Genomic DNA, 17750 nt, shown 5'->3' on the forward strand with positions numbered 1-17750 from the left:
TCTTTTGGCTGGCTGTTGAACGTTGGCCCGAACTGCAGGGTATCGCCGCCGAAGCGCACGTAGAACCCGGCTTTCCACAGGGCCATGCCGGCTTCGAACGGACGCACGATGGCATCGCCGTCGCGCGGGGCAATCTGGATTGCACCGGCCAGGCCGTAGTTACGAATGTCGATGATGTTCTTCGAGCCCTTGAGACCATGCAGCGCATTTTCGAAATGCGGTGCGACTTCGGCCACGCTCTGCACCAGGTTTTCCTTCTGCAGCAGGTCGAGTGCCGCCAGACCCGCGGCGCACGCCACCGGGTGGGCCGAGTAGGTATAGCCGTGGGGGAATTCCACCGCGTATTCCGGGGTCGCCTGGTTCATGAAGGTCTGGTAGATCTCGGAGCTGGCAATCACCGCCCCCATGGGAATCGCACCGTTGGTGACTTGCTTGGCAATGCACATCAGGTCCGGGGTCACGCCAAAGCTGTCAGCACCGAACATCGAACCGGTACGACCAAAGCCGGTGATCACTTCGTCGAACACCAGCAGGATATTGTGCTGATCGCAGATTTCCCGCAGGCGCTTGAGGTAGCCCTCTGGCGGCACCAGCACCCCGGCGGAACCAGCCATGGGCTCGACGAACACCGCTGCGATGTTCGAAGCGTCATGCAGCTCGATCAACTTGAGCAGTTCATCGGCCAGGGCAATACCGCCCTCCTTGGGCATGCCACGGGAATACGCGTTGCTCGCCAGCAAGGTGTGCGGCAGGTGATCGACGTCCATCATCGCCTGGCCGAACAGCTTACGGTTACCGTTGACGCCGCCCAGGCTGGTGCCGGCGATATTCACCCCGTGGTAACCACGGGCCCGGCCGATCATTTTGGTCTTGGTCGCCTGGCCTTTCAGACGCCAGTAGGCACGCACCATTTTCACCGCGGTGTCGGCACACTCGGAACCCGAGTCAGTGAAGAACACGTGGTTCAGGTTGCCCGGGGTCAGGTCAGTGATTTTTTCGGCCAGTTGGAAAGACAGCGGATGCCCGTACTGGAAGCCCGGCGAATAGTCGAGGGTGCCCAACTGTTTGGCCACCGCCTCCTGGATTTCCTTGCGAGTGTGCCCGGCGCCGCAGGTCCACAGGCCCGACAGCGAGTCATAGACCCTGCGGCCCTTATCATCGATCAGCCAGCTGCCTTCAGCCCCCACGATCAGGCGTGGGTCACGCTGGAAATTGCGGTTGGCGGTGTACGGCATCCAGTGGGCATCAAGCTTGAGCTGGCTGGCCAGGGACGTCGGGGCGTTTTCAGGCAGGTTCATCGGCAAAACCTCGCAAGGCAATAAGCGGCGTAGGGATTAAAAAGCGTTGTTGCAGCTAAGTTGCCACGGCGATAAAGTCGGTGAAATCCAACTTTTCTAACCTTCAGTCAGGCCGTTACTAAACTATGAGCAGCCGTCGCCCCGATCCGCTGGCACAAGTCAGCGACTTTGATATCCGCCTGTTGCGGATCTTTCGCAGCGTGGTCGAGTGCGGTGGCTTCTCGGCGGCGGAAAGCGTGCTGGGAATCGGTCGCTCGGCCATCAGCCAGCAAATGAGCGATCTGGAACAACGCCTCGGCCTGCGCCTGTGCCAACGCGGCCGCGCCGGGTTCTCCCTGACGGAAGAGGGTCGCGAGGTCTACCAGTCGGCCCTGCAGCTGTTAAGTGCCCTGGAAAGCTTTCGCACCGAGGTCAATGGCCTGCACCAGCACCTGCGCGGCGAGTTGACCATCGGCCTGACCGATAACCTGGTCACCCTGCCCCACATGCGCATTACCCACGCCCTGGCGCAGTTGAAGGAGCGCGGGCCGGATGTGCAGATCCAGATCCGCATGATCGCGCCCAACGAAGTCGAACAGGGGGTGCTCGACGGCCGCCTGCACGTCGGCGTGGTGCCCCAGGCCAGCGCCTTGTCGGGCCTGGAGTACCAGCCACTGTACAGCGAGCGCTCATTGCTCTACTGCGCGGTCGGCCACCCACTGTTCTACGTCGACGATAAACAACTGGACGATGCGCGCCTCAACAGCCAGGACGCGATTGCCCCGACCTTCCGCTTGCCCGCCGACATCCAGGCCCACTACCAGGCGCTCAATTGCACCGCCAGCGCCTCCGATCGCGAAGGCATGGCGTTCCTCATCCTGACCGGGCGCTACATCGGCTACCTGCCCGATCACTACGCCAGCCTGTGGGTCCAGCAAGGTCGCCTGCGGACACTCAAGCCAGACTCACGCTTTTATGACCTGAGCCTGGCATCGGTCACACGCAAGGGCCGGCGCCCGCACTTGGTACTGGAAAGCTTTCTCGAGAGCCTGGCGGCGACGCGTTGAGCCCCTGCAAACCAGGCATTTGCCTCACCAAGGCTTGTCGGATGCCCGCGGGTGCGTTATCAACGCACTGGCGCCCCCACTGACTTGCCCGGAAACGTCCATGACCTTTGAAGTCCCAGCCCACAGCGGTAAACCAGCCAGCCGTATTCGTCAGAAAAACGAGGAGACCATCCTCAAGGCCGCCGAAGTGGAATTCGCCCGGCACGGCTTCAAAGGCACCAGCATGAACACCATTGCGCAGAATGCCGGCCTGCCCAAAGCCAACCTGCACTACTACTTCACCAACAAGCTCGGCCTGTACATCGGGGTGCTGAGCAACATCATCGAATTGTGGGACAGCACCTTCAATACCCTCACCGCCGAGGACGACCCCGCCGAAGCGCTGACCCGCTACATCCGCGCCAAGATGGAGTTCTCCCGTCGCCATCCCCAGGCTTCACGGGTGTTCGCCATGGAAGTGATCAGCGGCGGCGAATGCCTGAGCGAGTATTTCAACCAGGACTACCGCGCCTGGTTCCAGGGGCGCGCCAGCGTGTTCCAGGCCTGGATCGACGCAGGCAAGATGGACCCCGTCGATCCGGTGCACCTGATCTTCCTGCTGTGGGGCAGCACCCAGCACTATGCCGACTTCGCCACCCAGATCTGCCGCGTCACCGGCCGCAGCAAGCTGACCCGCCAGGACATCGATGACGCCGGCAACAACCTGATCCGCATCATCCTCAAGGGCTGCGGCCTCACTCCCGCCATCTAAGACAGTCACCATGCCTTTTACCCTCGCCGGCCTTTGCGAGTATCGCGAAGAGATTCGCAAAAGCCGCTTCATCGCCCTCGCAGCGCCGATCACCAGCAGCGCCGAGGCGCAAGCCTTTCTTGAACAGCACAGCGACCTGAATGCGTCACACAACTGCTGGGCCTGGAAATTCGCCGACCAATACCGCAGCAGCGACGACGGCGAGCCCGGCGGCACCGCAGGTCGGCCGATACTGGCGGCGATCGAAGCCCAGGACTGCGACCAGGTGGCGGTACTGGTGATTCGTTGGTACGGCGGCATCCAGTTGGGCACGGGCGGCCTGGCCCGCGCCTACGGTGGCAGCGCCAACAAATGCCTGCAGGGCGCTGCAAAGATAGAACTGATCAGCCGGGTGCCGCTGGGCTGCGACTGCGCCTTCAGTGAGCTGGCGCTCGTCAAGTTGCGGGTGGCCGAGTCCGGTGGGCTGGTGGTGGATGAACAGTTCACGGCCAATGGCGTGCATTTGCAGTTGGCCGTGGCCGAACCACAGATCGACACCTTGCAGGCGCAACTGGCGGGCCTGAGCCGTGGGCGGATTCTGCTGCAACGCTGAACACTGGTCACTTTATGCACAGCCAGGCTGCAATGCTTTGGGGCATGCCCTGCAGCCTGACACTTGCCCACAAGCGCTGTGCACCCGACTGTGGATAACCTGAGTACATCGCGCTGTAACCCTTCTGTCACGTGGCTTTGCGGGCATTGATCAGTTTTCATCCAATTGCCTGTTCTGCAGGTCATTTGCACCGCAAAACAATTGCTTAGAGCGGTTTAGCCGCTTTAGAACAAAGGCCCGCCGTGCTTATGCCCAAGTCTTTGGCTTGCGCACAAATACTGTGGAGCAACCTGTGGATAACCCGTTCATGGCTGGCGCAGTGGCAGAGCTGGCATAGGTCGCAGGACAATGATCATTTTTTAACCAATTAACTCCCAAGCGTTCCTGCACCATGGTCTCCAGGGCCGCCCCGAAGTGGTGCCTGCTGCGCCAGCGGCACCCGCCCAACGTTATCCACTGAGCCCGGCGCGCTGCGCCTTTCAGCACTTTCCTGACTCAATGGCCAGGAAATTGCTTTGCCACAGGCCTCTCGTTCAACGACCCGAGCCTGTGATGCCAAACCCCATCCCGATTCCCACTCCAACGCCACGCCTGCAACTGCACGGCATCAGCAAGCGATACCCCGGCTGCCTGGCCAACGATGGCATCGACCTGTGTATTCAACCCGGCGAAATCCACGCCCTGCTCGGTGAAAACGGCGCCGGCAAAAGCACCCTGATGAAGATCATCTACGGGGTCACCCACGCCGACTCGGGGGACATGCACTGGCAAGGCCAGCCCGTTAGCCTGCGCAATCCGGCCCAGGCCCGCAGCCTGGGCATTGGCATGGTGTTCCAGCATTTTTCCCTGTTTGAAACCCTCACGGTGGCGCAGAACATCGCCTTGGCCATGGGCGCGACCGCCGGTGCACCACAGGCCCTGGCGCCGAAAATCCGCGAGGTGGCGCAGCGCTACGGCCTGGTGCTGGAGCCACAACGCCTGGTCCACAGCCTGTCGATCGGCGAGCGCCAGCGGGTCGAGATCGTGCGCTGCCTGATGCAGGACATTCGCCTATTGATCCTCGACGAGCCAACCTCGGTGCTGACCCCGCAGGAGGCCGACGAACTGTTCGTCACCCTGCGCCGCCTGGCCAGCGAGGGCTGCAGCATTCTGTTCATCAGCCACAAACTCGCAGAAGTGCGCGCCCTGTGCCACAGCGCCACCGTCCTGCGCGGCGGGCGCGTGGCCGGGCATTGCCGACCCGCTGAATGCTCCGATCAACAACTGGCGCAACTGATGGTCGGCGACGCCGCCCAGTGGCTCGTCGACTACCCCAAGGCCAGTGGCGGCGCGACGTTCCTCACGGTCAGCGGCCTATCGTGGGCCAACCCGGACCCGTTCGGCTGCTCGCTGCACGACATCGACCTGCAGGTACGCAGCGGTGAGGTGGTCGGCATTGCCGGGGTGGCGGGCAATGGCCAGGACGAGTTGCTGGCCCTGCTCAGTGGCGAGCAGCGCCTGCCGCGCCAGGACGCCTCGCGCATCGCCTTCGCCGACCAAGCGGTGGCCGACTTGCCACCGGATGCGCGGCGCCGGCTGGGCCTGGCCTTCGTCCCGGCCGAACGCCTCGGGCATGCGGCGGTGCCGGAGTTGAGCCTGGCCGACAATGCCCTGCTCACAGCGTTCCAACAGGGCCTGGTGAGCCATGGGCTGATCCAGCGCGCCAAGGTCGTGGCGCTGGCCGAGACCATCATCCAGCGCTTCGCGGTCAAGGCAGCGGGTGCCCAGGCCCCGGCCCGCAGCCTGTCCGGCGGTAACCTGCAGAAATTCATCCTCGGTCGCGAGATCCTCCAGCAGCCCCGCCTGCTGGTCGCCGCCCACCCGACCTGGGGTGTGGATGTCGGCGCGGCGGCGACCATTCACCGCGCACTGATTACCCTGCGCGATGCCGGGGCGGCCATCCTGGTGATCTCCGAAGACCTCGACGAACTGCTGCACATCAGCGACCGCCTGGCCGCCCTGTGTGGCGGGCGCTTGTCGGCACAACAACCGACGGCGAGCACCACCCTGAGCGAAGTCGGCGCCTGGATGGCCGGCCAGTTCGACCGCCCTCACTCACCCGCACCTGCACTGGCTTGACGGAGTTTCCCATGCTGCTTTCCCTAGAACCCCGTGGCCAGCATTCGCGCCTGATGCTCTGGTGCTCGCCCTTGCTGGCCGCCGCCCTGACCCTGGCGTGTGGTTCGCTACTGTTCATCGCCCTGGGTCATGACCCGCTGTTGACCCTGCACACCCTGCTGATCGCGCCAATCAGCGACGGGTATGGCGTCAGCGAACTGTTGGTCAAGGCCTTGCCCATCCTGCTCTGCGCGCTGGGCCTGGCGGTGGCTTATCAAGCGCGCATCTGGAACATCGGCGCCGAAGGCCAATTGCTGCTCGGCGCCCTGGCGGGCAGCGCCGCAGCGGTGCACCTGATCGACTGGCAAAGCCGCTGGGCGCTGGTCCTGATCCTGGGCACCGGCACCCTCGCCGGCGCGCTGTGGGCGGGGCTCACCGCCTGGCTGCGCACGCGCTTCAACGCCAACGAAATCCTCACCAGCATCATGCTCAATTACATCGCCCTGAACCTGTTGCTGTTCTGCGTGCACGGCCCCTTGAAGGACCCGGCGGGCTTCAACTTTCCCGAGTCTGCGATGTTCGGCGAGGCCAGCCGCTTGCCACTGCTCACTGCAGAGGGCCGGGTGCACGCCGGGGTGTATTTCGCCCTGCTGGCACTGGTAGCGGTGTGGGTGCTGCTGCAGAAAAGTTTTATCGGTTTTCAGATCAAGGTCCTGGGCCTGGATAAACGTGCGGCAGCCTTCGTCGGTTTTCGCCACAAGCGCCTGGTCTGGCTGGCGCTGCTGATCAGTGGAGGGCTGGCCGGGTTGGCCGGGGTCTGCGAAGTCAGCGGCCCGATCGGCCAACTGGTGCCGCAAGTGTCGCCGGGCTATGGCTATGCCGCGATCACGGTGGCCTTTCTCGGCCGGCTCAACCCCCTCGGCATCCTGTTTGCCAGCCTGCTGATGGCGCTGCTGTACCTCGGCGGCGAAAGCGCGCAGATGAGCATGAACCTGCCCCCCGCCATCACCCAACTGTTCCAGGGGATGATGCTGTTTTTCCTCCTGGCCTGTGATGTGTTGATCCTCTACCGCCCCCGGCTGAACCTGCGCTGGGCGCGGCGTGCACCGGCGACCCACGTGCAAGCAGGAGCGCTGTGATGGATATCGATCTGCTGGGCAACATTCTCTATGCCATGGTCCGCTGCGGCACACCGCTGTTGCTGGTGGCGCTGGGTGAACTGATCTGTGAAAAAACCGGAGTCCTCAATCTGGGCCAGGAAGGCATGATGCTGTTTGGCGCGGTGATCGGTTTCATCGTCGCCCTGAACAGCGGCCATCTGTGGCTCGGCGTCCTGCTGGCGATGGTCGCCGGCATGCTGCTGTCGGCACTGTTTGCCGTGGTGGCACTGCTGTTCAATGCCAACCAGGTGGCGACGGGGTTGGCCCTGACGATCTTTGGCGTCGGCCTCTCGACATTCGTCGGCGCGGCGTGGGTCGGCAAACCCCTGGCCGGGTTCGAGCCGGTAGCCATTGCCTGGCTCAGCGAAATCCCGTTGATCGGGCGCATGCTGTTTACCCAGGACCTGCTGGTGTACCTGTCGTTTGCCCTGTTTGCCGTGGTGGCCTGGGTGCTGCTCAAAAGCCGGGTGGGACTGATCATCCAGGCCGTCGGCGAAAACCCCGACGCCGCCAGTGCCATGGGCATCCCGGTGCTGCGGGTACGGACCCTGGCGGTGTTGTTCGGCGGCGCCATGGCCGGGTTGGCCGGGGCTTACCTGTCGCTGGCCTACACGCCGATGTGGGCAGAAAACATGAGTGCCGGACGGGGCTGGATTGCCCTGGCGCTGGTGGTGTTCGCCAGCTGGCGTGTCTGGCGCCTGTTGCTGGGGGCCTACCTGTTCGGGCTGGCGAGCATCGTGCATCTGGTCGCCCAGGGGCTGGGCCTGGCCATCCCCTCCAGCTTGCTGGCGATGCTGCCCTATGTGGCAACCATCCTGGTACTGGTACTGCTGTCACGCGACGCCGTGCGCACACGCCTGTATGCGCCGATGTCGCTGGGGCAGCCGTGGCAGGCCGGGCATTAGCGCTCAGGCCACAGGTGCCGACGTCAGCGGGCCGGCTGGCGCTGGCTGCCTGACCGGCAACACCTGGGCAATGCCCCATGCCAGCTCAACGACCAGGAACAGCGCCAGCAACCCGGTCGCCCCGTGCAACAAGGCATAAGCCTGCCAGGTAGCAAAGAGAAACCGCCCGGCCGCGTCATAGCGGCCGTACACCGCCTGCGGATCGCGGATCCGCAGCACCGACCAGACGCAGACAATCGAGCCCAGCAGATTGGCCATCAGCATGTGCGCCGGTGCAAAGACCGGCAACTCACCGGGCAAGTCGAGCACCTGACTCAAGCCAGACAGCAGGCCGTGCAACGCGGTAAAACTCCAGGGCGTGACAAACGCCGCCATCACAATCAGGTCATACCAGGCACTTCTGCGCACCAGTCGGCGATACTGTTGAGGGGTCCACATGGCGAATACTCCGTTTATTATTCAGGGAGCCCCAAGGCTAAACCCTGGAGTATGCTCAAGGGTCAAGCCCCCAGCCAACGGCTCGGACCACGCAGTCCGCTGAACCCATAACCCTCTTTTTCAGGAAGCCACTCATGTCTACGGCAAAAACCGCGTTGATCATCGGCGCCTCCCGGGGCTTGGGCCTCGGCCTGGTGAAAACCCTGCTGGCCGACGGCTGGCAGGTCACCGCCACCGTACGCAACCCACAGAACGCCCAGGCACTGCAGGCCCTGGGCAAGGTGCAGATCGAACAACTGGACATGGACGATCAGCCCGCCGTACTCGCCCTCAGCCAGCGGCTCAAGGCTCAGGTGTTCGACCTGCTGTTCGTCAACGCCGGGGTCAAGGGCCCGGACGTGCAGACACCCGGCGGCGCGACCCTGGCCGAGGTCGGCCAATTGTTCTTCACCAATGCCGTGGCACCGATCAACCTGGCCCAGCGTTTTGTCGGGCAGATCCGTCCCGGCACCGGGGTGCTGGCGTTCATGAGTTCGGTGCTCGGCAGCGTGACCATGCCGGACGCGCCGGAGCTGGCCCTGTACAAGGCCAGCAAGGCGGCGCTGAACTCCATGACCAACAGCTTTGTCAGCCAATTGGGCGAACAGCGTCCCACCGTGCTGTCCCTGCACCCGGGCTGGGTGAAAACCGACATGGGCGGTGAAGGCGCCGACCTGGATGTCGAGACCAGCACCCGCGGCCTGGTGGACCAGGTCAATGCCTACGCCGGCCAGGGCGGGCATCACTTCATCAACTACAAGGGCGAAACCATTCCCTGGTAAGGCCATGAAGATCGCCGCCTATCGCGTCGTAACTGCCGCAGGCGGCGATCTTTTGCTACCGCGGCACAACCTGAGTAAACTCGGCACCTCGTCCCCGCGACGAACCTGGATCAGCAGACAGGGCAACACTGAGCTGGCGAACCTGAACCCAACTTTCAGAGGAGCCGGCAAATGCCTGCGACCCGTACCTGGTTAAAAAACCCTCTCGCCATCTTCACGGCCAACGAGCTCGACGCCCGTGGCGGCCTGGTGCTGCAAGACGGCGTTATCGTCGAAGTGCTCAAGCAAGGGCAGCAGCCAGCAACACCCTGTGGACAGGTTTTCGACGCTCGCGAGCATGTGATCCTGCCGGGGCTGATCAACACCCACCATCACTTCTATCAGACCCTGACCCGTGCCTGGGCCCCAGTGGTCAACCAGCCGTTGTTCCCGTGGCTGAAAACCCTGTACCCGGTCTGGGCCCGCCTGACCCCGGAAAAACTCGCGCTGGCCACCAAGGTCGCCCTGGCTGAATTGCTGCTGTCGGGTTGCACCACGGCCGCCGACCACCACTACCTGTTTCCCGACGGCCTGGAAAACGCCATTGACGTGCAGGTCGAGAGCGTCCGTGAGCTGGGCATGCGCGCCATGCTTACTCGGGGCTCGATGAGCCTTGGCGAAAAAGACGGTGGCTTGCCGCCGCAGCAGACGGTGCAGGAAGGCGAAGTGATCCTCGCCGACAGCCAGCGACTGATCGCCGAATACCACGAGCGCGGTGCCGGCGCACAGATCCAGATCGCCCTGGCGCCCTGCTCGCCATTCTCGGTAACCCCAGAGATCATGTCCGCCAGCGCCGCCCTGGCCGACCAACTGGACGTGCGCCTGCACACCCACCTGGCCGAAACCCTCGACGAAGAAGACTTCTGCCTGCAGCGCTTCGGCCTGCGCACCGTGGACTACCTGGACAGCGTCGGCTGGCTCGGCCCGCGCACGTGGCTGGCCCACGGCATTCACTTCAACCCCGATGAAATCGCCCGCCTCGGCGCGGCCGGTACCGGCATCTGCCATTGCCCAAGCTCGAACATGCGCCTGGCCTCGGGCATCTGCCCGACCCTGGACCTGATCGCCGCCGGCGCACCGGTGGGCCTGGGGGTCGACGGTTCGGCGTCCAACGATGCCTCGAACATGATCCTCGAAACCCGCCAGGCGCTGTACATCCAGCGCCTGCGCTATGGCGCCGAGAAGATCACCCCAGAGGGCGTGCTGGGCTGGGCGACCCAGGGCTCGGCAAAACTGTTGGGACGCAGTGACATTGGCGAACTGGCCGTGGGCAAACAGGCCGACCTGGCCCTGTTCAAACTCGATGAACTGCGCTTCTCCGGCAGCCATGACCCAATCTCGGCGTTGCTGCTGTGCGGTGCCGATCGGGCGGATCGGGTGATGGTCGGCGGCCAGTGGCGGGTGATCGACGGCCAGGTCGAAGGGCTGGACCTCAAAGGCTTGATTGCCGACCACAGCCAGGCGGCTCGGCAGTTGATCAGCGGGATCTGACCTGAGCGCTGCGCTGGCTCGCCAGCGCAGCCGCTAAAGCCCCAGCAGCGACAACATAATGAAGGTCGCAAACAGCACAAAGTGAGTCATCCCTTCGATGGCGTTGGTTTCGCCATCGTTGAGGTTGATCGCACTGACGATCAAGGTGATGAACACCATCACGGTCTGCACCGGCGTCATGGCCATCTGAAACGGCTGGCCGGTGTACAGCGCCATGGCTTCCATCACCGGCACCGTCAGAATCACCGTCGACAACGACGCCCCCAACGCAATGTTGACCACCGACTGCATACGGTTGGCCAAGGCTGCGCGCAAGGCCGTAAGGATCTCCGGGGCCGCGGAAATCGCCGCGACCACGATCGCCGTCAACACCGGCGGTGCGCCCGTCCCTTCCAGCCCCAGGTCGAGGGTCTTGGACATCACCTCGGCCAAGGCGCCGATCACCACCACGCCAAACACCAGGGTGCCAATGGACAGCCCAAGACTGATCGCCGGCGCCTCCTGCTCGGCCTCGTTTCTACGGCGTTTTTGCGGGTAGCTGTAGCTGAAAAAGTAACTGTGGGGACCGACCTGCATCCGCAGGAACAGGGTGTAGAGCACCACCATCGCGCCGATGGTGAAGGCCGAGTAGATCTTCCAGTCAGCCTCGGGAATGAACTCCGGCACCACCATGGACACGCCCATCGCCGTGAGGATCATCACGCTGTAAGTGCGCGCCGAGTCATCGTTGTAGGACTGCTCGCCATGCTTGATCCCGCCCATCAACGCGGCCAGGCCGAGGATGCCGTTGATGTCGAGCATCACCGCCGAGTAGATGGTATCGCGCACCAGGGTCGGCGAGGCTTCGTTGCTCATCATGATCGCCAGGATCACCACCTCCACCAGCACCGCAGCCAGGGTCAGGATCATGGTGCCGTAGGGATCACCGACCTTTTCCGCCAGCAGCTCGGCATGATGGGCGACGCTCATCGAGGCCATCACGATAAAGGCGATCAGCGCCATGCCGCCGGCCAGCGCAATCACCTGCCCGCTGTGCAGCAACCAGTGCTCGAGGGGAAAGACGACCAATGCTGCCAGCAGCGCCAGCAGGAGAAGCTTTTCTTGCTTGAGGAAGGTGAGCATAACGGTCCCTTGTACCGAAGCCAGCGACGCCTTGGCGATGAGTGACTGACTGCGATGTCACGCCCATGTTCCGTTGAACCTTAGCGCACCGTTGCATGGCAGTTGGTGCGCGGGGTGCACTTTATTGGTCTTTCCGGCACCTTGGCGGGCAGGCCTTGCTCCGCCAGGACGATCATGAACCTGTAAGAGCAAGGCTTGCCCGCGATGGATTGTGCCGGGGTCGACGGCATTAGTTGTCCTGTTGGTCAGTAATTTGCATTGACCTGGTCAACCCCAAAACATCCCGGAGTTCCCTTCATGCACAAACGTCCGTTGCATACGCTGCTTTGCGCCGTCGTCACCGCCCTTGGCCTCAGCGCCAGCCTGACCGCCAGTGCGGCCGATCCGCTGAAAGTCGGCTTCGTCTACATCGGCCCGATCGGCGATCACGGCTGGACCTATCAGCATGAGCAGGGGCGCAAGGCGCTGGTGGAGAAATTCGGCGAGCAGATCAGCAGCCACTATGTGGAGAACGTCGCCGAAGGGGCGGACGCCGAGCGGGTGATCCGCAACATGGCCAAGGAGCAATACGACCTGATCTTCACCACCTCCTTCGGCTACATGAACCCGACCCTGAAAGTCGCCCGGCAGTTTCCCCAGGTGACCTTCGAACACGCCACCGGCTACAAGCAGGACAAGAACCTGGGCACCTACCTGGCCCGTACTTATGAGGGACGTTACGTCGGCGGTTTTCTCGCCGCGAAAATGACCAAGAGCAAAAAGATCGGCTACGTCGCCTCCTTCCCGATCCCCGAGGTCATCCGCGACATCAACGCCATCCAACTGGCCCTGAACAAGTACAACCCCGGTACCGAGATCAAAGTCGTGTGGGTCAACTCCTGGTTCGACCCGGGCAAGGAAGCCGATGCCGCCAACGCGCTGATCGACCAGGGCGTCGACGTGGTGTTCCAGCACACCGACAGCCCGGCGCCGATCCAGGCCGCCGAACGCCGCGGCGTGTATGCCGTGGGCTACGCCTCGGACATGGCCCACTTCGGCCCCAAGGCAGTGCTGACCTCGATCGTCAACGACTGGGGCCCGCACTACATCCAGGCCACGCAAAGCGTCATCGATCACAGCTGGAAGTCCCAGGATTACTGGGGTGGACTGAAAGAGGGCACCGTTGAACTGCCGATCAGCGAGCTGGTGCCCGCCGCAGTGAAAAGCGAAGCCGAGCAGATCATCGCCGACATCAAGAGCGGCGCGTTCCATCCGTTCAGCGGCCCGATCAAGGACCAGGCCGGCAGCGAAAAAATCCCGGCGGGCTCAAGCGCGAGCAATGCCGAACTGGCGTCGATGAACTACTACGTCGAAGGCATGCAGGCCGAAATGCCAAAGTAACCCCCCGCCCCCTGTGGGAGCAGGCTGGCTCCCACAGCCCCCAGGCTGAACCGCTTGGTCAGGTTTTACTCAATGTTTGCACGGGCATCTGTAGAATGCCCGCCATAAGCACCTGATGAGAACCGCACATGTACGATTGGCTGAACGCCCTGCCCAAGGCTGAACTGCACCTGCACCTGGAGGGCTCGCTGGAGCCCGAGCTGCTGTTCGCCCTGGCCGAACGCAACAAAATCGCCCTGCCCTGGAGCGACGTCGAGACCCTGCGCAAGGCCTATGCCTTCAACAACCTGCAAGAGTTCCTCGACCTCTATTACCAGGGCGCCGATGTGCTGCGCACCTCGCAGGACTTCTACGACCTCACCTGGGCCTACCTGCTGCGCTGCAAGGCGCAGAACGTGATTCACACCGAACCCTTCTTCGACCCACAGACCCATACCGACCGCGGCGTACCCTTTGAAGTGGTACTGAACGGGATCGCCAGCGCGCTTAAAGACGGCGAGCAGCAACTGGGCATCACCAGCGGCCTGATCCTCAGCTTCCTGCGCCACCTGAGCGAAGAAGAAGCCGAGAAGACCCTGACCCAGGCACTGCCGTTCCGTGACGCCTTTGTCGCTGTCGGCCTCGACAGTTCCGAAATGGGCCACCCGCCGAGCAAGTTCCAGCGAGTGTTCGACCGTGCCCGTCACGAAGGTTTCCTGACCGTCGCCCATGCCGGCGAAGAAGGCCCGCCGGAATACATCTGGGAAGCCATCGACCTGCTGAAAATCCAGCGCATCGACCATGGCGTGCGCGCCATCGAAGACGAGCGCCTGATGCAGCGGATCATCGACGAGCAGATCCCGCTGACCGTCTGCCCGCTGTCCAACACCAAGCTCTGTGTGTTCGACCACATGTCCCAGCACAACATTCTCGACATGCTCGAGCGTGGGGTGAAGGTCACGGTGAACTCCGATGACCCGGCGTACTTTGGCGGTTATGTGACCGAGAACTTCCACGCGCTGTACACCGACCTGGGCATGACCCAGGACCAGGCCAAACGCCTGGCGCAGAACAGCCTGGATGCGCGCCTGGTAAAACCCTGAATGCAAAAGATCGCAGCCTGCCCGGCTGCGATCTTTTCAGACGGCTTCGGTCAACTCCTCCAGGGTCTTGCCCCGCGTCTCCATCCCGAACACCCAGACCACCACCGCGGCAATCGCGAAGCACATCGCGCCCAACGCAAAGACCCCGCCCTGCCCGGTGACAGGAAACACCAGCCCCGTCACCAACGGCCCCAGCAACGAACCCACGCGGCCAATCGCCGAGGCAAATCCGGACCCCGTGGCCCGCGCTGAAGTCGGGTACAGCTCCGGGGTGTAGGTGTAGAGCACCGCCCACATGCCGAACAGGAAGAACTGCATCAACAGCCCCGTGCCGATCAGCAGGCTGACGTTGCCGCCAAACACCGCGCTTTGCCCATACAAAAACGCCATCACCCCACCGCCCAGCAACGTGATGACGCACACCGGCTTGCGCCCCCAGCGCTCCACCAGCCAGGCCGCCATGAGGAACCCGGGAATCCCGCCGAGGGAAATCAGCACCGTGTAATACACCGACTGGGTCACGGCAAAACCGGACTGTTGCAGCAGTGCACTGAGCCAGGACGTGAGGCCGTAAAAGCCAAGCAGGGCAAAGAACCAGACACTCCAGATCATCAGGGTGCGCTGGCGATACAGCGGCGACCAGATCTGCCCCAAGGCGCTGAAGAAGTTGCCGGGACGGTGCTCGGCCCTGGGCAGGCGAATCGGTGTCGGCAGATCGGCGCGTCCCAGGGAGGCCCGGACTTTATCCTCGATCCGCAACAGCACCTTGTCGGCGGCATCAACGTGCCCCGCCTGCTCCAGCCAGCGCGGTGATTCGGGGATGAAGAAGCGGATCGCCAACACAAACACCGCCGGTACCGCCAGCACCAGGAAGATGTCGCGCCAACCGATCACGGGCAACAGGAAATACGACAACACCCCCGCCGCGACAAACCCCAGCGGCCAGAAGCCATCCATCAGGGCGATGTAACGTCCGCGACGCTTGGCCGGAATCAGCTCGGACAACATCGACTGGGCAATCGGAAACTCCATGCCCATGCCAATCCCCAGCAGAATACGGAACAAGGTCAGGGTCTCGACGGTTTGCGCCGTGGAACACAGGTAGCTGGCGATCCCCCACAACACGATGCTCCACTGGAACACCGGCTTGCGTCCGAAACGGTCGGCCAGCATGCCGGACAACGATGCTCCCAGGACCATACCGAAGAAGCTCGAGCTGGCCAGTAACCCGGCCTGTGCCGTGCTCAAGCCGAACTCGGCTTTGATCGAGCCCAAAAGGAAAGTCATCATGGCCAGGTCCATGGAGTCGAAGAAAAACGCCAGGGCAATGATGATGAAGATGACTCGGTGATACCCGCTGATGGGTAACCGTTCCAGCCGTTCCGCCGCACTGTAGCCTTGTGTATCCATGCCCTGCTCCCCAATCCGAAAGTCCCCGGATCGAGTGTGCGCGAACGCCGGGATGGAGGATTGCTGGATACGACCTGGCAACAGCCCTGAGCGACGTCTGAACCTGAGGCGCCAGACGTCGATCACAACGGCGATTAAAGGGCCATTTCCAGCTCAGGCGCCTTGCCGAACAGATCCAGCTCCCGGACACCAGTCGGGGTCACCTGCAAGGCCCGTGAATCACCGGACACACTCAGCCAACCGGACTGGATGAACAACTGCAACAACGCGGCCCCCAACGTGCCCCCCAGGTGCGGCCGACGCTCGCTCCAGTCGGGGCAGGCGCAGGCCACCTGCGTGCTGCTGTGGGCCAATGCCTGAACGAAAACCCCATGGCTGGCCAGTTGATTGGCACCTTTGTGGGTCACCAGGATGCGTTTGTCCAACTGTTCGATCCAGCCGGAATCCAGTAGACGCTGAAACAGATCAGCCGCCAGGGTGCCGCCAAAATGTTCTTCGCAGAGGCGGGCGCGCAGCAGCGACGACGGGGCTGCCTGGACCTTGGCCAGCGCGCTGGTGCGCTTGAATACCTGGGCAATGTTGCCCGGCGAACTGGCCAGGGTGGCACTGGCCAATGCCTCGACCGCCGCCCCGACTTCGGGCGCGGCCAGCCGGTAGAACCGCTTGCGTCCGCGCTCCTCGATCTTCAACAGTCCACCGCTGAACAAACGCCCGAGATGGGCGTTGGCCGAGGACGGCGACAAACCGGCCAACAATGCCAGCTCCTCCGATTGCCGGGCAATCCCATCCATCAAGGCCCACATCATCGCGCTACGCTTCGGGTCAGCCAGTAGTGTGGCGATCTGACTGATGCAAGGTGCATGTTCCATGTATTCACTCCCTGTTGAATCATTTGTCTACTGCTCGGGGGACATCTTGACCAGTAATATGATGCCGGCCAAGGCGTGATAACCGCCAAAAACCGGGCTAAACAACTAATTTAAGCGACAAACTTCTTCGAAATCCTCAAGCCAGCCCAGTGATTTTCCGCTGCGCAAACCGGGGGATCGAGCAAGGCTGCACGGGGTCGCGAACCAGGTCGCGAACTCAGGCGGGCGCTAGTATAAGCGTGATGAACGACGGTTCCTGCCCTGGGGAAACCGCCAAAGCTGATAGGTGCTGAGTGAAATTTCGCTATGTAAGGGCGATTAATGGCTCATGACAAATCTTGTCGAAAATTGACCACTCAAATGCTCACACCGACGCTTGAGCATTTCCCTTAGCAGGTTCACCGGCTTACTCAATTGGGCGCGATGGGCGCACAACAAATTCAGCGGTGCACGCTCGCCCTGCAACTCCGGCAGCAGCACCGTCAAGCGCCCGGCCTGCACGTCGGCGGCCACGTCCAGCCAGGACTTGTAGGCAATCCCGGCCCCCGCCACCGCCCACAGGCGCACCACATCGGCGTCATCACTGAAACGATCACCGCTGACCGTCAGGCTCACGTCCCGCTTGCCATCGTGAAAGCGCCAATGGTCGTGAACCCGACTGCCCAGCATGTACAGCAGGCAATTGTGCTGGGCCAGTTGTTCCAGTTGGCGCGGTACGCCACACCTCGCCAGGTATTGCGGGGCGGCACACAACACCCGGCGATTGTCCGGGGCAATGGGCAGCGCCACGAGGCTTGAGTCTTCCGGCTCGCCATACCGCAGGGCGACGTCCACCGGCTGGCGGAACAGATCGGCGATCCGGTCGCCCAGCAGCAGGCGCACCGTGAGCAGGGGATGCTCACGCTGGAACTCGTCCAGCCAGGGCAACAACAGATTGCGTCCGAAGTCCGAAGGCGCCGACAGTTGCAGGACCCCGCTGACCTGGTCCTGGCCGCGCGCCAGCAACCGCCGTCCTTCATCCAGCTGGCCCAATGCCGCGCGGGCATACACCAGGAACCCCTCGCCTTCCGCAGTCAGGCGCAGGCTACGGGTGGAACGCGCCAACAACCGCGCCCCCAGTTGCTGCTCGATCCGCTTCAGCGCCGCGCTGGCCACCGCCGGCGACATGTCCATGCCCCGTGCCGCCGCCGACAGGCTACCCAGGTCAGCCGCCCGCACAAACAGCAACAAGTCATCGAAACGCAGCATC

Annotated in this window: 16 protein-coding genes (1 of these 16 running past the window's edge); 10 read left to right on the top strand and 6 right to left on the bottom strand. The window is 63.0% G+C overall.

Annotation, left to right across the window (positions count from 1 at the left end; genetic code table 11):
* Positions 1 to 1298 carry the 5' portion of an omega-aminotransferase AptA gene (gene aptA / locus Q1W70_RS06850; RefSeq protein ID WP_095170231.1) on the bottom strand. The gene continues 52 nt to the left of window position 1, outside the view, so 1298 of the gene's 1350 nt are visible here — the first part of the coding sequence; the start codon lies at positions 1296 to 1298; its stop codon lies off the left edge, out of view.
* Positions 1299 to 1423: 125 nt separating this feature from the next.
* Between aptA and Q1W70_RS06855 the strand changes: the two genes are divergently transcribed.
* The 6 genes from Q1W70_RS06855 (at position 1424) to Q1W70_RS06880 (ending at position 7849) form a co-directional block, all read left to right on the top strand.
* On the top strand, positions 1424 to 2344 hold the full coding sequence (locus Q1W70_RS06855) for a LysR family transcriptional regulator (protein ID WP_166590892.1): 921 nt from the start codon (positions 1424 to 1426) through the stop codon (positions 2342 to 2344).
* Between the two features lie 100 nt (positions 2345 to 2444).
* Positions 2445 to 3095 (top strand): TetR/AcrR family transcriptional regulator, encoded by a 651-nt coding sequence (locus tag Q1W70_RS06860; protein WP_166590893.1) that lies wholly within the window; start codon positions 2445 to 2447, stop codon positions 3093 to 3095.
* 10 nt (positions 3096 to 3105) lie between these two features.
* Positions 3106 to 3687 (top strand): IMPACT family protein, encoded by a 582-nt coding sequence (locus tag Q1W70_RS06865; protein WP_166590894.1) that lies wholly within the window; start codon positions 3106 to 3108, stop codon positions 3685 to 3687.
* Between the two features lie 552 nt (positions 3688 to 4239).
* Positions 4240 to 5805, top strand: a complete 1566-nt coding sequence (locus Q1W70_RS06870) for an ABC transporter ATP-binding protein (RefSeq protein ID WP_302098705.1) — start codon at positions 4240 to 4242, stop codon at positions 5803 to 5805.
* An 11-nt stretch (positions 5806 to 5816) separates the two neighbouring features.
* Positions 5817 to 6923: an ABC transporter permease gene (locus tag Q1W70_RS06875; RefSeq protein WP_302098706.1), complete on the top strand. Its 1107-nt coding sequence runs from the start codon at positions 5817 to 5819 to the stop codon at positions 6921 to 6923.
* The gene (locus Q1W70_RS06880; protein WP_166590897.1) at positions 6923 to 7849 is read left to right on the top strand and encodes an ABC transporter permease; all 927 of its coding nucleotides are present in this window, start codon (positions 6923 to 6925) and stop codon (positions 7847 to 7849) included. Before Q1W70_RS06875 ends, Q1W70_RS06880 begins: the two co-directional genes overlap by 1 nt.
* A 3-nt stretch (positions 7850 to 7852) precedes the next feature.
* On the opposite strand, the gene Q1W70_RS06885 is transcribed toward Q1W70_RS06880, so the two are convergent.
* Positions 7853 to 8287: a hypothetical protein gene (locus Q1W70_RS06885; protein ID WP_182343368.1), complete on the bottom strand. Its 435-nt coding sequence runs from the start codon at positions 8285 to 8287 to the stop codon at positions 7853 to 7855.
* Positions 8288 to 8421: 134 nt separating this feature from the next.
* On the opposite strand from Q1W70_RS06885, the gene Q1W70_RS06890 reads away from it, so the two are divergent.
* On the top strand, positions 8422 to 9108 hold the full coding sequence (locus Q1W70_RS06890) for an SDR family oxidoreductase (RefSeq protein ID WP_166590899.1): 687 nt from the start codon (positions 8422 to 8424) through the stop codon (positions 9106 to 9108).
* Between the two features lie 171 nt (positions 9109 to 9279).
* Complete coding sequence (locus tag Q1W70_RS06895) at positions 9280 to 10638, top strand: 8-oxoguanine deaminase (RefSeq protein ID WP_166590900.1); 1359 nt, start codon at positions 9280 to 9282, stop codon at positions 10636 to 10638.
* A gap of 33 nt (positions 10639 to 10671) precedes the next feature.
* On the opposite strand, the gene Q1W70_RS06900 is transcribed toward Q1W70_RS06895, so the two are convergent.
* Positions 10672 to 11760 carry a calcium:cation antiporter gene (locus tag Q1W70_RS06900; protein WP_166590901.1) on the bottom strand — a complete coding sequence of 363 codons (1089 nt, stop codon included), beginning with the start codon at positions 11758 to 11760 and terminating at the stop codon, positions 10672 to 10674.
* Positions 11761 to 12057: 297 nt separating this feature from the next.
* Here Q1W70_RS06900 and Q1W70_RS06905 point away from each other — a divergent pair, with 297 nt between their 5' ends.
* Together Q1W70_RS06905 and Q1W70_RS06910 are read left to right on the top strand one after the other, a co-directional pair.
* Positions 12058 to 13140 carry a BMP family ABC transporter substrate-binding protein gene (locus Q1W70_RS06905; RefSeq protein ID WP_166590902.1) on the top strand — a complete coding sequence of 361 codons (1083 nt, stop codon included), beginning with the start codon at positions 12058 to 12060 and terminating at the stop codon, positions 13138 to 13140.
* A 128-nt stretch (positions 13141 to 13268) separates the two neighbouring features.
* Complete coding sequence (locus tag Q1W70_RS06910) at positions 13269 to 14222, top strand: adenosine deaminase (RefSeq protein ID WP_166590903.1); 954 nt, start codon at positions 13269 to 13271, stop codon at positions 14220 to 14222.
* A 36-nt stretch (positions 14223 to 14258) separates the two neighbouring features.
* On the opposite strand, the gene Q1W70_RS06915 is transcribed toward Q1W70_RS06910, so the two are convergent.
* The 3 genes from Q1W70_RS06915 to vimR form a co-directional block, all read right to left on the bottom strand.
* Positions 14259 to 15632 (bottom strand): MFS transporter, encoded by a 1374-nt coding sequence (locus Q1W70_RS06915; RefSeq protein ID WP_166590904.1) that lies wholly within the window; start codon positions 15630 to 15632, stop codon positions 14259 to 14261.
* Positions 15633 to 15766: 134 nt separating this feature from the next.
* The gene (locus Q1W70_RS06920; protein ID WP_166590905.1) at positions 15767 to 16501 is read right to left on the bottom strand and encodes an ArsR/SmtB family transcription factor; all 735 of its coding nucleotides are present in this window, start codon (positions 16499 to 16501) and stop codon (positions 15767 to 15769) included.
* A gap of 318 nt (positions 16502 to 16819) precedes the next feature.
* Positions 16820 to 17749, bottom strand: a complete 930-nt coding sequence (gene vimR, locus Q1W70_RS06925) for a transcription regulator VimR (RefSeq protein ID WP_166590906.1) — start codon at positions 17747 to 17749, stop codon at positions 16820 to 16822.
* Between the last annotated feature and the right edge of the window lies 1 nt (position 17750).

The organism is Pseudomonas kielensis, from assembly GCF_030505375.1.
GTDB classification, from domain to species: Bacteria; Pseudomonadota; Gammaproteobacteria; order Pseudomonadales; family Pseudomonadaceae; genus Aquipseudomonas; species Aquipseudomonas kielensis.